The sequence below is a fragment of the Flavobacterium gilvum genome, assembly GCF_001761465.1.
GTDB classification, from domain to species: Bacteria; Bacteroidota; Bacteroidia; order Flavobacteriales; family Flavobacteriaceae; genus Flavobacterium; species Flavobacterium gilvum.
On sequence record NZ_CP017479.1, the window covers coordinates 3,185,939 to 3,204,026 of the forward strand.

Consider the following 18,088-nt stretch of genomic DNA (forward strand, 5'->3'; position numbering starts at 1 on the left):
AAATGCATATTTAAATAAATAAATAAAGTTTTTACTTTCAATAAATAAATATATTCATTACAAACAAATAAGATAAAATAGCTTAGTTTAAAGAATAAAGAAGAGCATTTTGTTAATTAATCAACAAATCAATAACTAATTAATAAAAACACGAAAACATGTGTTTTTTATTAATTATCATGATTTTTTTTCCAATTTTTAAAAGGATTCACTATTATTTTCAAGAAAATGATATATTTCCACAAATACAAAAGGCAATTTAACACAGATATACTGCACAAAACATTTAAAATAATCCTATAATGATTTCACGTATTTCTATATTGATATATTAACTCATCTTTATTTTAAAAAAAGGAGCCTTCAATCAAAGAAAAAAATTAAAAGAACCCAACAACTAAACAATAGATTTTAAAAACTTTAATCCCAACAGGACGATAAACATTTTTGAATACATTTTGAGTGTTATCACATATTACCTCAACAGGATTCAAACGATTAAACAATCATCAATAAACACTTTTGCATACTAATGATTTAAAAAAACAAATAAAAAGCAAGGTTTAAAAAGAAGGATTTTCTTAAATTTACAATAATAACTAATTGTTATTTAGTAAAATAAGAATATTTTTATACTACCTTTATTCTTTAAACCGAAGAAAATATGAAATTCAACCAAGAACCTATTGACTGGAAAGAAATATTTGAACCAAAAAATATCATTCTTAATTTGGTTGGAGTGGCTTTGATCACATTAGCCTTAAAAGGATTTATGATTCCAAATAAATTTTTGGATGGTGGGGTTATAGGAGCTTCGATATTAATCCATGAAATCACACACATCTCCTTCGGTATTTTAGTGCTTGTATTAAATATTCCTTTTTTATTTATCGGAAAAGCTGTGTTGGGTAAAACTTTTTCCATTCAAAGCTTAATTACCTTTTTAATGATAGCAGGTAGTATGACATTTGTAGATATTCAACCTGTAACATCCGATCATTTGCTAATTGCTCTATTTGGAGGATGCTTAATCGGTATGGGAATGGGATTTGTAATTCGTAGTGGTGCAGCGGCTGACGGAATTGAAATACTTGCCTTATTTACAACCCGAAAAATTGGCCTAAATGTATCTGAAGTTATTTTTGGAATCAACTCAACACTGTTTCTTTGTGCGGCTTGGTCATTTGGCATAAGTACCGCTTTATACTCAATAGTTACTTATTTTTCGGCTATAAAATCACTGGATTATATTGCTCAAGGAATAGAACAATACACCTCTTTGCATATCATTTCGTCCAAAAGTGAGGAAATCAAATCATTAATCGTACAGCAATTTGGAAAAGGAATTACAGTTATCAAAGGTGAACGAGGATATCTTCCAGATACATTTCATGAAAAAACAGATTGTGATATCATTGTAACTGTTGTAACCCGCTTGGAATTACTAAGGATAAAAGATGAAGTTAGTCAGTTGGATCCACATGCCTTTATGTACATTCAATACATTAAAGAAGCAAGAGGTGGTATTTTAAGAAACAGGACTAAGCATTAGGATATGAAAAAAAACTGGGATTTATTGTACCACACCATCATAAACTTATTAAAAGAGAACCTTGCCCCTTTTTTAACCTATCATGATTGGGAACATACTGAACACGTCATTAAAATGGCTGAATATATTGGGCATAAAGAAAATATGTCTGAAGAGGATATTTTATTAATAAAAACAGCCTCGTTGTTTCATGACGCCGGATTTATAAACGCTACTTCCGATGGGCATGAAGAAAAAAGTATACTACTCGCGGAAGAAAAATTACCCCAATTTGGTTACACTAAAAACGAAATTAAAATCATCATTGGAATGATACAAGCAACGGCTATTCCGCAAATACCTAAAACCAAATTAGAATGTGTAATTGCCGATGCCGACTTAGAATATCTTGGTACCGATAATTTTGAACGCATAGGAACAAATCTCTACCTTGAAATAAAACATACAAACCCAAACCTAACCATAATTGAATGGAACGAGATTCAAATTAAGTTCCTCCAAAATCATCATTACCACACTCCGTATTGCATTCAATACAGAGAACCTATGAAAAAAAGAAATCTAGAATTACTTATGAAGAAAGCAATATAAGAAAGTAAGATTTCTTATCATTCAATTACTTCATAGGTGTTTACCGGCACTGATTTATTTTTCAAAACATATTCACCATTCCGTTCACACTTAAAAGATTCTTTTGCAATATTAAAAACCGCTTCTGAAATAAGAATCTGACCCGGTTTGGCAACACTTTGCAGTCTTTGAGCTGTATTTACGGCATCGCCGATAACGGTGTAATCAAATCGTTTTAAAGATGCCGAACCAATGTTCCCGGATACCATCTCACCGGAATTAATACCAATCGAAATTTCTGGTTTGTACTTTTTGTCCCCAACTGTTATTTCTTCAATGTTCTTGATTTGATTTTTTAGAGCAAGTCCTGCATCAATAGCCCTGTCCAGATGGTAATCTCCCCTAAAAACAGCCATAACGGCATCGCCCATGAATTTATCGACATGACCTTCTTGAGCTATAATTTCTTTTACGATTGTATCAAATAATCCATTAAGCAGATTCACAACAGTATTTGCCGGAAATTGTTCTGTAATTGTCGTAAAACCGCACACATCTATAAAAAGCACTGTTGCTTCGAGCATTTCATTTTTAAGAAGACTGCTCTCAAACTCCTTGTTAGTCATAAAATTAATTACATTTTCATCTACGTACATTTTGAGAATATTATTCTCTTTTATTGCTTTTATGGTTTCCTGTAATTGTTTAACATGCTGTATGGTTTTCTCCATAGTTAGATCCAGATCATCAAAATCTACGGGCTTACATACAAAATCAAAGGCACCCCGATTCATTGCAGTCCGTATATTTTGCATGTCTCCATACGCCGAAACCATAACGGCTTTCAACATCGGATTGGCTTCGGGCAATCTACTCAACAAAGTCAACCCATCCATTATTGGCATATTAATATCACTTAGAATAATATCCAAATCTGGATGTTCCGAAACCTTCTGCAAAGCCTCTTCCCCATTCTGGGCAAAAATGAATTGGTAAACATTTTCCCGAATCTTTTTTCTAAACTTTTGCTTAACCAAAATTTCTAAATCTGCTTCGTCATCAACTACAAGTATCTTAGCCATTGTTCACTACTTTTTTTAGTTTCTCTTTTAACACATTAAAATCCAATGGCTTTGTCAAAAAATCATTGGCTCCATTTTGTATGGCTTGTCTATGATTTTCCTCGTCTCCATAAGCAGTAATCATCATGACCACTGGTGGCGGTTCTGGATAATCTTGTCGGATTTTGGACAAAAGTTCAATACCGCTCATTCCCGGCATATTGATATCAGAAAGTATTAACACCACTTCCGAAGCTTTCTCTTTAAGGTAATCTAGAGCTTCTTCACCAGAAAGGGAAAAGTCAAATTCAAAATCATGATGTCGTAATTCTTTACGAAAATGTTGCAAAAAAAGCGGTTGCACATCGGGTTCATCATCTACTACTAGTATCTTCATTTTTAATTATTTATTTTAGACAATCACACACAAACAATTAATTTACAATTACTTACAAAATATTAAATTTACGAATTTTATTACTCGAATAATTTACTTTTTTATCCTATTGGAAGTAAAATTGTAAAAATAGTATAGTCATTTTCCCTGCTATCAATAGCAATTGTACCACCATGCCCTTTTACCACTATATCATAACTTAAAGACAATCCCAAACCTGTGCCCTCACCACTTGGTTTGGTGGTAAAAAAAGGCTGCATAATTTTGTCTTTAATGATATCCGGGATTCCAGAACCATTGTCCTTTACAGTTATTTCAACTCCTTTATCTTTTACTGCAGTCTTCACGCTGACTATTGATTTATATCCTTTGTCAGATTCTTTTTGTCTTTGATGTGTGGCATAAAAAGCATTTGTGAATAAATTCAGTAACACACGACCAATTTCTTGTGTTAACACATTTATTTTTGGTAGAGTTGAATCAAAATCAGTAACTAAATCGGCATTAAAACTTTTGTCTTTGGCACGAAGACCATGATAAGCAAGACGCAGGTATTCATCGGCCAGTTTGTTTATATCGGTAGATTCTTTAATAGTGCTTCCAGTTCGGCTGTGTTGCAACATTCCTTTTACGATACTGTCGGCGCGTCTACCATGATGATTTATTTTTTCTAAGTTTTTTTTGATGTCGTTTGCTATTACACTTGCTTCAGAAGTATCCCCTTTAGTCATTTCCTCTTGCATTTCCTCAATGAGTTCTATACTGACTTCCGAAAAATTATTGACAAAATTCAGTGGATTCTGTATTTCATGCGCAATTCCTGCTGTGAGTTCACCCAATGAAGCCATTTTTTCAGATTGAATTAACTGGTTCTGAGTGATTTTCAAATCTTCAATCGATTTGGTCAACTGATTGGTTCTAATAGTAACTTTTTCTTCAAGAATACTATTCTCCCGTTTCAGGGTTCTGGCCCGATAAGTGACATACGAAGGTATTGAAACAATAAAAACAAGAAAGTAAAGTGTATAAGCCCACCAGGTTTTCCACCAGGGTGGTGAAATCACAAGGTCTATCGAATCATTTTTTGTACTCCAAACACCATCGCTGTTGGCCGCTTTTACATGAAAAGTATAACTACCAGGAGAAAGATTCGTATAGGTTACCGATCTTTGGGTTCCGGCCTGCACCCAATCCTTATCATAGCCATCTAGTTTGTAGGCATAAGTATTTGCAGCCGGATCATCGTATTGCAAACCAATATAATTGAAACGAATACGATTTTGCAGGTAAGAGAGTTGTATTTCTTTCTTGCCTTCAGTCAAAATATTGGTATATTCCTCTTTTGTTACTTTGGGATTACTAATAGCTATTTCTTCCAAAACTACTTTTGGTGGAAACGGATTGGCGTCTAGGTTTTTTGGATTAAAAACTGCGACAGCATTTGAAAGCTGAGTCATCAAACGGCCATCATCTAATTTATACAAATTTTGATTATTAGTTCCTAGAGTGTAACCGGTCAAAATAGTATTAAACGGAAAATTTTTAACCGACATATTTTTTGGATTTATACGCGACAGCCCTCTTTCAGTTGCTATCCATAGCTGTCCTAAAGCATCTTCATTTATTCCTGACACCCCATTAAATAATAACCCATTTGTCTCATTTAGCTGTCGTATCCATCTTCCTTCTTTACGATCAAATTCAAAAATACCATTTTGATACGTACCCACCCAAAACCTTCCTGATACATCCTCATATATACTCGTTATACAAGTCATACCTTTATTCTGTATGTTGCTATACGAAATGAAGCAATCCTTTTTGGAATCATAGCGATTTAAACTGCCATAGTTAGTCCCCACCCAAAAATCCCCCTTGCGATCAACATAAGTGGATGTTACCATACCATCATCTAATGCCCCAACATTTTTAGCTGTCAATTTTTCTTTATTTTTTCGATAAGGATAAGCTTTAATTTTTTTTGTTTTCGGATTAAATGAACATATTCCTTTGTCAGAAGTATACAACCATATTATTCCATTGCCATCTTCAAAAGGGTTTGCCAAAAAACCTCCAGGAATTATTTTATCTATTGCATATTTATCTTTCTTTCCTGTTTTTACATTGTAAAAAACTAAACTTTTCGTAGTGGCTATACAAAAATTACCATCCTTGGTTGAACATCCTTGATAAATAAATGAATCATCAAGATCCGAACTATAAATTTTGACAAAACTATTTGTACCCTCTTTCCATTTATAAATAGCATGTTCGTCGGCAAACCATTGATAACCTTTTTCGCCTAAAGCGCAAATAACTTCTCCTTTAGGATAACTATCTAATTGTTCTGAGGTGTGTTTATAGATCGTAAAAGCACTTTTTAGGCGATTACTTTTGTTTGCACCAGCCCAACCAAAACCTACCCAAAATGCATCGGTATGGTCAATCATTTTTGAGGCCACCCAATACTTCCCACTTACAGATCCTGCTCGTTCAGGATCATGTTGGTATCTTTCAAATTGAGCCTTTTGGGGATCAAATTTTACTAATCCGCTTGGAGAAGACAACCAAAAAGAATCCTCTTTGGTTGCTTTAATATCACCAATCCATTCGATTTCTGAAGGCTTAGCGTATTTAAAACCAGTTTTAAAGTAATCAAATTTATCTGTTGTCCTGTTTAATCGAACTAATCCATCAAAACAAGCAAACCATAATTGCTTTTTCTTGTCTTCATAAATACTATTATATAATTTACGTTTATAGGAGCCAATAGTATAGACTTTCGTTCTTGAATAATCGAAACATTCAGGGTTTGTTTTTAATTCTTTATATGTATTTAATTTAGAATTAAAACGAACAATCTTACAATCATTAAGTTTCCCATGAAAAGTTACCATCCAAAAAACACTAGGTTCAGAAGGCGTTTCATAAAGATAGACTACTTCCCTGGATTGCTCAGGATGGGTTGAAGTACTATACCCTTTGAGAGGAATATTCTTTCCTTCATAACTGTAAAATCCATTATTGGTTCCAAACCAAAGTTTTCCAGATTTAGAAATAAAACCACTATATATACGAGAGGCATTGATATAATTCACATTTTTAAACTTTTTACCAAAAAATTCAAAACGATTATTTTTATCCAATTTCCAGATATAATTTTCCTCATCATCTTTTTCGATCGCTCCCCACAAATTTCCTTCATTATCATCAGCAAAAATGTGATAACTAATTGCCTCATCTTTTTCAGGATAGTCAAATTGTATAAAAGTATCTTTATTGCGATTATATTTGAATAGTCCATTTGAATAAGTACTTACCCAAACATCATTGTTCCGGTCTTTGTAAAGATCCGACACATTAGTACTAGGGTCCAGATTTCTTTTTTTGGATCCCAATTGGTACACTTTATATCGGTAGCCATCATAACGCACCAATCCATTTTGGGTTGCCATCCAAATGTAACCTTTTGGATCTTCAACTATGTCTCTTACAAAACTTTCGGGCAAACCGGATTTCACATCATACTTTTCAAAATACATTTGTTGTTGCTGTGCCTTTCCAATTTCGGGAATACCTAAACATCCGAACAAAAAGAAAAAAGAAATCGATAGTATTTTCATAGTGTTTTATTTACGGTTTAATAGATTGATTTAGTGGTATCGAAATAAAAAATGTACTTCCTTCACCTTCTTTTGTTTCTATTTTAATATCACCTCCATGACCTTTGACCACAATGTCATAACTCAGCGATAACCCTAAGCCAGTTCCCTCACCACTTGGTTTGGTGGTAAAAAACGGCTGCATGATTTTATCCTTGATGGCTGTTGGGATTCCTATACCGTTGTCTTTTACAGCTATTTCAATTGCTTTATCTTTTGACAAAGTCTTCACGCTGACCATTGGTTTGTATGTTTCCCCTAATTTTTTCTGCATTTGATGTGTCGCATAGAAAGCATTAGTGAACAAATTCAATAACACACGACCAATTTCTTGTGTCAATACATTTGCTTTTGGCAAATTCTCATCAAAATCGGTAATTAGTTCCGCATTAAAACTTTTATCTTTTGCCCGAAGTCCATAATAGGCAAGCCTCATGTATTCATCGGCAAGTTTGTTTATATCTGTAGGTTCTTTTTGTCTGGAACTGATACGAGAATGTTGAAGCATCCCTTTTACAATACTGTCAGCGCGTTTGCCATGATGATTTATTTTATCTAAATTTTTGCTAATATCTTCTAAAATTTCACCAACCAATTCTTCATCTCTTTCCTCATTACGCTTGGATCTTTCTTCTTGGATTTCTTTAATGAGTTCGTTGCTCACTTCACTAAAATTATTGACAAAATTTAATGGGTTCTGAATTTCATGAGCAATCCCGGCGGTAAGCTCTCCAAGAGAAGCCATTTTTTCAGATTGAATAAGCTGGTTTTGTGTCGTTTTTAATTCATTGAGTGCTTTTTCGGCTATTTTTCGTTGTTTGTTAATCTCATTTTTTTGTTTCAGCAAAAGAGCATTTGCTTTCTGTTTATGCTGATTGTTTCGGTAGAGCAACAGCATCACTACTAAAGCAGATATCAAAGCTCCCGTTATACTAAAAATCCATAAACGCTGATTCTTGTTTTCGGCTTCTTTTTCTAATCTTCGCTTTTCGAGTTTTTCTATTTGCTTGTTGCTTTTTTCAATAATTGATTGCGTTTCAAAATTAGCAAGGTGATTTATGGCATCTAAGTCATCAGATCCATCTTTTAATTGCTGATAGATCTTAAGGTATTTGAAAGCTTCTTCTTTCTGTCCCATTTGTTCATAAATACGGGACAGCATTAAACTCGAATTTAACGAAATACCTATACTGTTATACGTTTTGGACGCACTATAGGCAAGAAGACCATATTCAATAGCTTTTGGCAAATTGTTCAATTTTTCATAGCACTCCGTCAAATGACAATAGATAAATTGTGAGTTATTCTTAGAGTGTTTTAAAAACAGACCAAGTGATTTAATAAAAAAGGGAATAGCAGCTGCATAATTACTCTGCATCATTTCAATCTGGCCTTTTGCGTCATAATTTCTGGCCAATAACAAAGGTGCGCGATCCTTTCTTGGGTCTTGTAAAGTAAGTGCCAAAAATTTCTTGGCTTCATCATACCTTTTTAGTCCAATTAACGCAAATACCATATTACCGTAAACGTCATAAATCTGAACAGTATCATTCATTTTTTTTAGTAGGTTTTCGGATTTGATAAAATACTCCAAAGTTTTAGATTGATTGTTCATACTTCCATAACTAAATGCTATCTCACGATATACCTGTACAAGCATATCTTTATCATTTATATTTAAATCCTCCTCCAATACAGAAGTACTTTTTAAATAATATTCAATTGCCAAACTAAATCGACCAGTGGCAGCGTAATAATCCCCCATAGGAATAGATAAAAGTGCCATTAACTTTTTATCCTTAATAGTAGAAATCATCTTTACCAATTCAATTTCTATCTTTTGGGCTTCTTCCCGTTTTCCTTCATTTATTAAATCAGATATCATATAACTTGATATTTGAAAAATAAAAAAAGTCTGATTCTGTTCTTTAAAAAGGGAAAGCGCCTTAGCTGCTGTCTTTTTTCCTTCTTCTACTTTACCCTGTTCAAAATAACTCCCAGCAATTAAAAAAACAATATTTGCTTGCATTTCCTTATCATTTTCTTTTTCAAAATAAGGAAGTGCAGTCTTCAACTGAGCCAGAATTTTTTCATGATTCAGATTCTTCAGCCATATCAACTTTTTGGAATTCAAAATTCCTGCACTTTCCTTCTTTTCCTCCTCTGTCGAAAGCCAATCTGCTTGTTTCTGATAGTAAAATGAAAAAATATCATTTCTATACAAGTCGCTCATTGTACGCAAATACTGAACTTCTCCATTTTTGTAATGTGCTTTTTTGGAAAGCTCTCTCGCCTGTTTAGTTGCAATGAGACCCTGTTTAAATTCCAATGCATGAAAAGAGAACCTGGCAAATTCATTTAACCAAATTATTTTTTGTTCATCATTTCCTCTATGTTTCACAAGAAGTCGTTGCACACTATCTGCTTGGAAGTTATATCTATTGATGCTTTCCTGCCCATGCAGTGATCCAGCCGAAATGACAATTACAAGAAGTATTAGAGGATATTTTTTCACTTTATAGCTTATTATCGGTTAAACAAATAATAAATTCTGATCCTTCCTTTTCTTTCGTTTTTACTTTCAAATCTCCATGATGTGCTTTTACGATGTCATAGCTCAATGACAATCCCAATCCAGTTCCTTGCCCAGTAGGTTTGGTGGTAAAAAAGGGTTGAAAAATTTTGTCAACTACATTTTTCGGAATTCCATTGCCATTATCCTTTACAATAATCTCTAAATGATTTTCACTTTTTTGGGTTTTAATCGTAACTGTTGGTTCAAAATTTTCCATGCTAGATTTCTTTTTTTCGGTGACCGCATAAAACGCATTGGTAATCAAATTTAAAATCACTCTTCCCATATCTTGGGGAATAAGATTAGTAGTACCGATAGTCTCATCAAAATCGGTCACTATAGTTGCATTAAATGATTTGTCTTTGGCTCGAAATCCATGGTAAGCCAATCGCAAATATTCATCGGCAAGTTTGTTTATATCTGTAGGTTCTTTTTGTCCGGAACTGATACGGGAATGTTGAAGCATCCCCTTAACAATACTGTCAGCACGTTTACCATGAAGATTTATTTTTTCCAGGTTTTTTTTGATGTCGTTTGCAATGTTTTTTACCTCTTCAAAATCTCCTTTTGCTATTTCCTCATTCATTTCGTCCAATAGTTCATTGCTGACTTCACTGAAATTATTGACAAAGTTTAATGGATTTTGAATTTCATGTGCAATTCCGGCTGTAAGTTCCCCGAGTGAAGCCATTTTTTCAGATTGAATAAGCTGTGCCTGAGTAGTTTTTAGTTCTTCAAAGGCTTTTTGCAGCTCTTCTTTTTGACCTTGAATTTCAGCTGTTCGTTCAGCTACCTGCTCTTCTAATTTTGCCTTTAAAATTTCGGACTGTTGAAACTCTTTTTCCAGCTCTATGGCTTTTAATTGTTCTCTTTCCATGTCTTTTCGTTGTTTTCTAGTAATGAAAAACATGGCAAAAATCCAAATGATTGAAAAAGAAATTGCAGCGTGAAAATAATTATTCCACTCTTTATGAAAAGAAGAATTGATGAGTTTTGTAAAATCTTCTAAAAAGTTTACTGCCACAAAGGGCAATATCGAATAAATAAAAGTTTTAACTGATTTAAATTCCTTTTGAGTAAGGCAAAAGTAGATTAGGGTAAATAATATTCCGTGCGCTATCCAAGCAATTATTGCTCTGCTTGAATCTAGAAAAAGTCCAGCGATTAAAAGCCCAATCGAGATCCAAAACCCAATACGCAAATATTTATCAATTTGAGGCAATAGAATTTTGCTTTGCAAAGTTCTTCGCAAATGACTAAAAACGATTAGTAAAAGAATATAGTCAAAGTTCATATTTCAAAAATTATATGGTAAATAAATTATATGGGCAGTGTTATAATAAACGTGGCGCCATTGTCTTCTTCGGTCTCAACATTAATAGTTCCTCCATGCCCTTTGACCACAATGTCATAACTCAATGACAATCCCAAACCGGTTCCTTCTCCGGCGGGTTTCGTAGTAAAAAAAGGCTGCATTATTTTGTCTCTAATTGCAGATGGAATTCCGGTACCATTATCTTTTACCGTAATTTCAATACAATTTTCTTTTTGGAGCGTTGTCACACTTAAAACGGGTTTATACCCTTGAGTCGCTATTTGTTGTTGTTTTTGTATCGCATAAAAAGCATTGGTAAACAAATTGAGTAAAACACGACCAATATCTTGGGAAACTACATCAATCTTTGGAAGTTTTTCGTCAAAATGTGTTTCCAGTACTGCATTAAAGCTTTTGTCTTTGGCCCGTAAACCATGATAAGCTAGCCTTAAATATTCATCGGCCAATGCGTTAATATCCGTTAGTTCCTTTTGACCAGAACTAATTCGGGAATGCTGTAACATGCCTTTTACAATTCCATCGGCGCGTTTGCCATGAAAGATTATTTTTTCTAAATTTTGTTTGATGTCGACTGCTATTATTTTCGCTTCTTCTGTTTCGCCTTTATCCATTTCATCATTCATCTCATCAATCAGTTCTAAACTGACTTCCGAAAAATTATTGACAAAGTTCAATGGATTCTGTATTTCATGAGCAATCCCGGCTGTAAGTTCCCCGAGTGAAGCCATTTTTTCGGATTGGATAAGTTGAAGTTGGGTAGTTTTAAGTTCATTAAAAGCTTTCTCAATTTCACGGGCATGGGCAAGTTCTTTTTCCTTAGCCAATGCATATTCTTTTTCAAGAAGCCTTTTTCGTTGGAAGCGATCAAACAAAATCAAAAGTACTAGAAATAAAATACCATATAGTGTATAAGCCCACCAAGTACGCCACCAAGGAGGAGTTATACTGAAAGCAACCGATGCCCCTTTCTCGTTCCAAACGCCATTGCTATTAGCCGCTTTTACTCTAAACGTATAATCCCCTGGAGGCAGATCGTAATAATAAGCAGTCCTGATATTCCCTACCTCACGCCATTTATTATCATAATTTTCAAGCTTATAGGTAAATTCATTTTTTGAGGGATTCGAATAATGTATTCCCGTGTAATTGATGGAAATACTATTTTGATTGTATTTTAATATAAAATCTTTCGGTATTGTTTTTTTATTTTTTTGAAAAGAATTGTTGCCATAATACATTGAGATATCACCAATTTTAAAATCGGTGATATAGACTTTTGGTGGTTTTGAATTTTTAGATATATAATTCGGATTAAAGACAGTGATACCGTTGCTTCCTCCAAAAAAAAGAAGACCTCCCGATGATTTAAGGTAGCCTCCATCTGCAAACAGACGTCCTTGGATACCTTCTTCCATCGAAAAATTATTAAATTGCCCATCTTCAATACTAAATCTGCTGAGCCCATCAAAAGTGCTAAGCCAAAGCGCTTTGTTTTTTTCGTCTGGCAAAATACCTTGAATTCCCATAGAAAGTAAACCGTCTTTAGTTGAATAGCTAATAATTTTTCCTGTTTCGACATTGCATTTGCTAAGACCTCCACCCCAAGTCCCAACCCAGACCATTCCTTCTTTGTCAACATATAAGGAATTAATGTCTTGTGATTCTAAAACATCTCCTTTTTTCTTATCAAACCAATATCGTTCAACTTTATCAGTTTTATAATTATAGAGAAACAAACCGTTATTGGTAAGCAACCATATTCCGTGTTTAGCATCCTCGCAAACACTAACTACTTCATTACTACTAGCATCTGAACCGAAAATCTTCTTCAAATCAAAATGACGTAATATTCCTTTATTTTTGGTTTTTAAAAAAGCACCTTTAACTGTACAATACCATTGATTTCCATTACTATCTGTAATTAGGCTGTAAATAAAAAGTTTATCAAGTGGAGGACCAAGCTGGATTTTTGAATAAGTCTTGTTATTAATATCAAAAAGAAAAAAACCAATATTCGTTTCAATAAGAATTTCATCGGGGGAATACAAACCAATTCCAAAGAACTGTGATAGATTAGGCAGTGATTTTGAAATCGGATAAGGTGTTAGCGTATTCTTAACCGGATCAAACACATTAAGACCTGTTTCATTAGCCATCCAAATTTTACCATCAGCACTTTCTAAAAATCTATTGATCCAGCCCGAAGTAATGGAATTTTTATCTTCTTTATTATAAACGTAGGATTTCAAAACAACCCGATTACTGTATCTAAGCAATCCTTTTGATTCAGTTCCTATCCAAAGATTATCGAAAGAATCCAAATGAAGACAAAAAAGAATATTTCTCATCAATCTTTCATTTGGATTTTCATTCAACATCTCAAATTGCTCTTTTTTCAAATCAAAATACATTAAACCATATGAAGTAGCAAGCCAGATATTACCTCTTGAATCCAACTCCATTTCATAAATCAAAAAAACAGTATTGATTTTACTGCTTGATTCTCTAATAGGATAGGATTTTAATTTTCCGGTATTTGGATTCCAAACACTTAGAACTGCATGCGTTCTGCTACTGGAAGCAATCCATAGATTGCCTTTGGCATCGCATTTAATAGTGCTTATGTACTTTTCAATAGGAAATTCAGCTATTAACCGTTTCTCTTTATGGATATTTCTATTTTTATCAATCCTAAAAAAACCATTAACAGCAACAATCCATATATTGTCCGAGTGGTCTATTGCAGAGCTAAAAACGTTTTTTATTCCTTCTTTAATGGAAGAATCAAAACGCCTGAATTCATTACTTTTTTCATCTTTAAAAAAAAGAGCGTGAGTGGCTATAAAACCATATACAGAATAGGTTCCAAAATAAATTCTTCCCCTAGAATCCTCATTTATAGTGGATATGACAACTTGGGAACCCAATTTAAAATCTGTTAGCTTTAAAAAATTATAGTTTTTGAATGTTTGAGTTACGGGATCGTATTCACTGAGTAAATCTGTACAGCCAATCCAAATATGGCCATCATGGGCTTCATAAAGTTTTTGGGTTAATATACTACCCATTTTTTTGGGATCTTTGGGATCTACGTCATAATGCTTGTATTCATATCCATCATATTGCACGAGTCCATTACTGGTAGCAATCCAAACTACACCCTGTCTATCAGTAATAATATCATTTATGGTAGTGCCACCCAATTCAGGATATGTCGTAAAATTTTTAGAATTAATTTGTGCGAAAACTGAGGAATAAAATACCTGAAAACTGAATAATAAGATTATAAAAAGGCACTTTTTCATATTTCAGCTAATTTTATTAATCTGTTTGAGGACTACCTCACTTACTAAATCTTCTTAAATATCTACTTTTAAATGCCTATATCTTTTAAATAACACAAGGCATTTGGAAACCGAAAACTTAATTAGGTAGATTGGGGTAAAACAAATAAAAAACTTAACTAAAACTATGTCAATCAATTACAAAATTTAAAATTACATAAAATTTAACAAACTTATTACACTATTTCTATTTTTTACATAAAATGTATTTTAAACACCAATAAAAAACTTTTATTTTTTTAACAGTACAACTATTACTCCCTCGAAAAAAGATAACTTCTTGCTTATTAAAATATAATATAGCTTTGCTAAAATCGTAATGAATCCCCAATCACTCGGAAATGAAGTAAGTATTTTGTGAACGGCTAGCACAGATTTACAATCTGTGTCCACAAAGATGATCAAGTAAAACAAGTCAAAAATTAAAAAAAACAACTATTCAAAGTCTCATGACTCTGCTTTTATAAAAGAACTTAAAAGTCGTGGAGGTGATAAAAGTCCCTAACTCCCCTAAGATTCATCATACGTAATTAACGTTAAAGCATGACATTTGCTTTAAATAGTTTGAAATTTGTAACGCTGATATCACAAAAAGAAAAAGGCTGTCTCAAAAAAAAAAATGAGACAACCTTTTTATAATTTTTCTTGCTATTAATTAGTATAAAAGTAAAAATTCTATTCCGACTAATTAAACTGATGAATTTGAACAGCTACTTTATCCACCACATCATAAAACAAATATATTTCCCTTCCACAAAAATCATCAATAATTGTTTCCGAATTCATTTGACAAATAAATTTCATTTTTATTCCTTTTGAATTCAAAGGTGTCTGATCATTACCTATCCAACTTGGCTCTCCATTTAGATTCTTAATAAATTCTAGAGGGTCGATAGTTTCTCTTTTAATCCTTTCCAAAAACTCATTATACGATTTATCTCCCAGTAAAAGCCATTCCTTCCAATTCTCGTTTGTTTCAAAATATCCAAAATCACCTTTAAATTTATATTTGTTGTTAACTACTGTAAATTCCAGTGATATTGACCACCCAATTCCAATTTAAAGTGACCACCTGATTCCAATTCAAAATGACCACCTAATTCCGGAGCAAAGTGACCACCCCGTTTTCATAAAAAACTACTTTTTTTCATGCGCTAATTAGTACTCAAATATACTTAAAATATTATTCCTTGTTTATTCCTCTTTTCTTTCTCATAGATTCCCCATGCAATTCGAGTCTGTGGGCTTGATGTATAAGTCTATCCAAAATTGCGTCAGCTATAGTTTTTTCGCCAATTATATCATACCAACCTTGTACAGGAATTTGCGATGTAACAATTATAGAACCGTTATTATGCCTGTCTTCAATAATCTCCAAAAGTGTAATTCGGTTTTGACTATCTAATGCCTGGAGTCCAAAATCGTCAAGTATGATAACGTCTTGCCTTTCAATTTTGGCAAGTTCTCTTAGGTAAGAACCATCTGCTTTGGCCATTTTTAATTTAGCAAACAGCTTCGAAGTATTAAAATAGCTTACTTTATAGCCATGAATACAGGCTTGGTAACCCAATGCGGTACCTAAATAACTTTTGCCTACACCTGTACTTCCTGTGATTAAGATGTTTTCATTTTTTTCAACAAATTCGCATTCTGCCAGACGAAGAACTGTATTCCGGTCAAGATTGCGGGATACATCAAAATTGACATTTTCAATATTTGATTTGTAATGGAATTTAGCATTCTTTATACTGCGTTCTATACGACGATTGTGCCTTTCGTCCCATTCAGCATCAATAATCATCGATACAAATTGATCGAGTGTGTAGTGGTCTGTTCTTCCGCTTTCAATCGCTGTTTTAAAAGCATTAAACATTCCGTAAAGTTTCATTTGTCTCATTTTTGTTACTGTGGATTCATTCATGTTTTTAAGATTTAATTTAATTATAATACTGTTTGCCTCTTATGTTTCCGTGGTTCGGAAGTTCATGCTCAGGTTCCTGTTCTAAATCAATACGATCTAAGTTGTTTTCTAAAATATTTTGGATGGTCTTAAAATTGTAAATTCTAAAGTCAAGCGCTCGTTTACAGGCATTTATTAATCGCTGCTTACCAACCTTTTTTTCAAAGTTTAGTATTCCTAAACAACTTTTATAAGCCTGTTCAGGATGGTTTCTGCTTTCGATTATCTGCATAATATATTCTCCTACTGACTCATCAATACTACCTGCCCAATCAATGAATCGAGCAGCACTCCACTGAGCTACAAACTGATGTGAACTGGCTAAATGTTCTGGAGTTGTGGTATAGACATAAGGTTTGTAATTTCGCTGATGAACCGCTATTCGATTGTATTTATAATAGATCTCTACGGTTGATCTTGTGTACAAGAGTTTCGTTTTTTTCTTTACATATTGATACGGAACGCTGTAATAATTTTTGTCTTGACTTAATTGGACATGACCATTTTGCATTACCGTTGCAAAGGATTGATATTTGATTTCAAAGCGTTCTTGTGGTAGTGGACGCAGTTTTTGTTTCTCATCTTCTACAAACAATTCTTTTCGTGAGTAAGGACGACCTGTTAGTTTTCGATTATTATGAATGTCTAATAAATCCCATATCTGTTGGTTTAATTCTTCTAGAGAAAAGAATTTGGTTTCTTTTAGTGTTACATAAATTCTTCTGTATAATATCTTTACAGCCCCTTCAACTAATGACTTATCTCTAGGTTTATAAGCTCTAGTTGGCAAGATTGTAGTTTCGTAATGTTCCGCTAAGTCGGCTAAAGTTTCATTAATTGTTGGCTCAAAACGACTGCTTTTTATTACTGCAGATTTTAAATTATCTGGAACAATTGCTGCAGGAGTGCCTTCAAAAAAGCGCATGGCATTTTCTACAGAAGTAACAAAATCTTCCTTTTGCTGGCTCATAGAAGCTTCAGCATAGGTGTATTGACTAGCCCCTAATATAGCCACAAAGAATTGTACTTCTTTGATTTCTCCAGTGTCGCTATCAATAATGGATAGTGTTTTTCCAGCATAATCAACATACATTTTATCACCGGATTTATGATTCATATGCATCACTGGATTGACTTGTTTACTCCATACTTTGTAATAATGAGCAAATTGAGAACTCCTGTAACCATCAGGGTTTATGGCAGCATATTGTTCCCACATATGTTGTATGGTAACGCCAACTTTTTTTAGCTCACGCTCCATTTTAGGAAAATAATTATGGAGTGTTTGTAATTTGGGACTAATTGATTCCACAGTAGTCTGTGAAAACAAAAGTTCTAGTTCAGCATCTGTTTTTTTATCAATAAATTCAAAGTTTAATCCGAGAACTTCAAATAAAGAAATATACTTCTTTACCGTATTCCTAGAAAGGGATAAGTAGCTACTTATAAATAACTTACTTTTTCCATCACAATAGAATTTAATTACTTTTCTAATTTTACTCATGTCTGTTATTTTGTTTGCCATAATCCGCTTTTTTTTTGCGAATGTATGGTTCTAACGACATGAAAAAGTCTGTAGTTTTTAATAATTAATTTACCCCAAAATTAGGTGGTCAATTTGAACTGGAATG

At 33.3% G+C, this 18,088-nt stretch carries 11 protein-coding genes; 2 read left to right on the forward strand and 9 right to left on the reverse strand.

Annotation, left to right across the window (positions count from 1 at the left end):
• Positions 1 to 664: 664 nt before the first annotated feature.
• A complete protein-coding gene (locus tag EM308_RS13140) occupies positions 665 to 1,552 on the forward strand; it encodes a YitT family protein (protein ID WP_035633979.1) in 888 nt (295 codons plus the stop codon).
• Between the two features lie 3 nt (positions 1,553 to 1,555).
• Positions 1,556 to 2,143: an HD domain-containing protein gene (locus EM308_RS13145; protein ID WP_035633978.1), complete on the forward strand. Its 588-nt coding sequence runs from the start codon at positions 1,556 to 1,558 to the stop codon at positions 2,141 to 2,143.
• Positions 2,144 to 2,160: 17 nt separating this feature from the next.
• On the opposite strand, the gene EM308_RS13150 is transcribed toward EM308_RS13145, so the two are convergent.
• The 9 genes from EM308_RS13150 to istA form a co-directional block, all read right to left on the reverse strand.
• Positions 2,161 to 3,204: an adenylate/guanylate cyclase domain-containing protein gene (locus EM308_RS13150; RefSeq protein WP_035633975.1), complete on the reverse strand. Its 1,044-nt coding sequence runs from the start codon at positions 3,202 to 3,204 to the stop codon at positions 2,161 to 2,163.
• Positions 3,197 to 3,580, reverse strand: coding sequence for a response regulator (locus EM308_RS13155; RefSeq protein ID WP_035633972.1), 384 nt, complete (start codon positions 3,578 to 3,580; stop codon positions 3,197 to 3,199). Before EM308_RS13155 ends, EM308_RS13150 begins: the two co-directional genes overlap by 8 nt.
• A gap of 101 nt (positions 3,581 to 3,681) precedes the next feature.
• The gene (locus EM308_RS18095) at positions 3,682 to 7,203 is read right to left on the reverse strand and encodes a sensor histidine kinase (protein ID WP_051877637.1); all 3,522 of its coding nucleotides are present in this window, start codon (positions 7,201 to 7,203) and stop codon (positions 3,682 to 3,684) included.
• 10 nt (positions 7,204 to 7,213) lie between these two features.
• Positions 7,214 to 9,757, reverse strand: coding sequence for an ATP-binding protein (locus EM308_RS18280; protein WP_051877636.1), 2,544 nt, complete (start codon positions 9,755 to 9,757; stop codon positions 7,214 to 7,216).
• A 1-nt stretch (position 9,758) separates the two neighbouring features.
• Complete coding sequence (locus tag EM308_RS13170; protein ID WP_035633970.1) at positions 9,759 to 11,111, reverse strand: sensor histidine kinase; 1,353 nt, start codon at positions 11,109 to 11,111, stop codon at positions 9,759 to 9,761.
• A 26-nt stretch (positions 11,112 to 11,137) separates the two neighbouring features.
• Complete coding sequence (locus tag EM308_RS18105) at positions 11,138 to 14,458, reverse strand: sensor histidine kinase (RefSeq protein ID WP_051877635.1); 3,321 nt, start codon at positions 14,456 to 14,458, stop codon at positions 11,138 to 11,140.
• A 723-nt stretch (positions 14,459 to 15,181) separates the two neighbouring features.
• Positions 15,182 to 15,415 (reverse strand): hypothetical protein, encoded by a 234-nt coding sequence (locus EM308_RS13180; RefSeq protein ID WP_070261856.1) that lies wholly within the window; start codon positions 15,413 to 15,415, stop codon positions 15,182 to 15,184.
• A gap of 265 nt (positions 15,416 to 15,680) precedes the next feature.
• On the reverse strand, positions 15,681 to 16,418 hold the full coding sequence (gene istB, locus EM308_RS13185) for an IS21-like element helper ATPase IstB (RefSeq protein WP_035634847.1): 738 nt from the start codon (positions 16,416 to 16,418) through the stop codon (positions 15,681 to 15,683).
• Positions 16,419 to 16,434: 16 nt separating this feature from the next.
• Positions 16,435 to 17,982, reverse strand: coding sequence for an IS21 family transposase (gene istA / locus EM308_RS13190; protein WP_035634844.1), 1,548 nt, complete (start codon positions 17,980 to 17,982; stop codon positions 16,435 to 16,437).
• Positions 17,983 to 18,088: the final 106 nt, after the last annotated feature.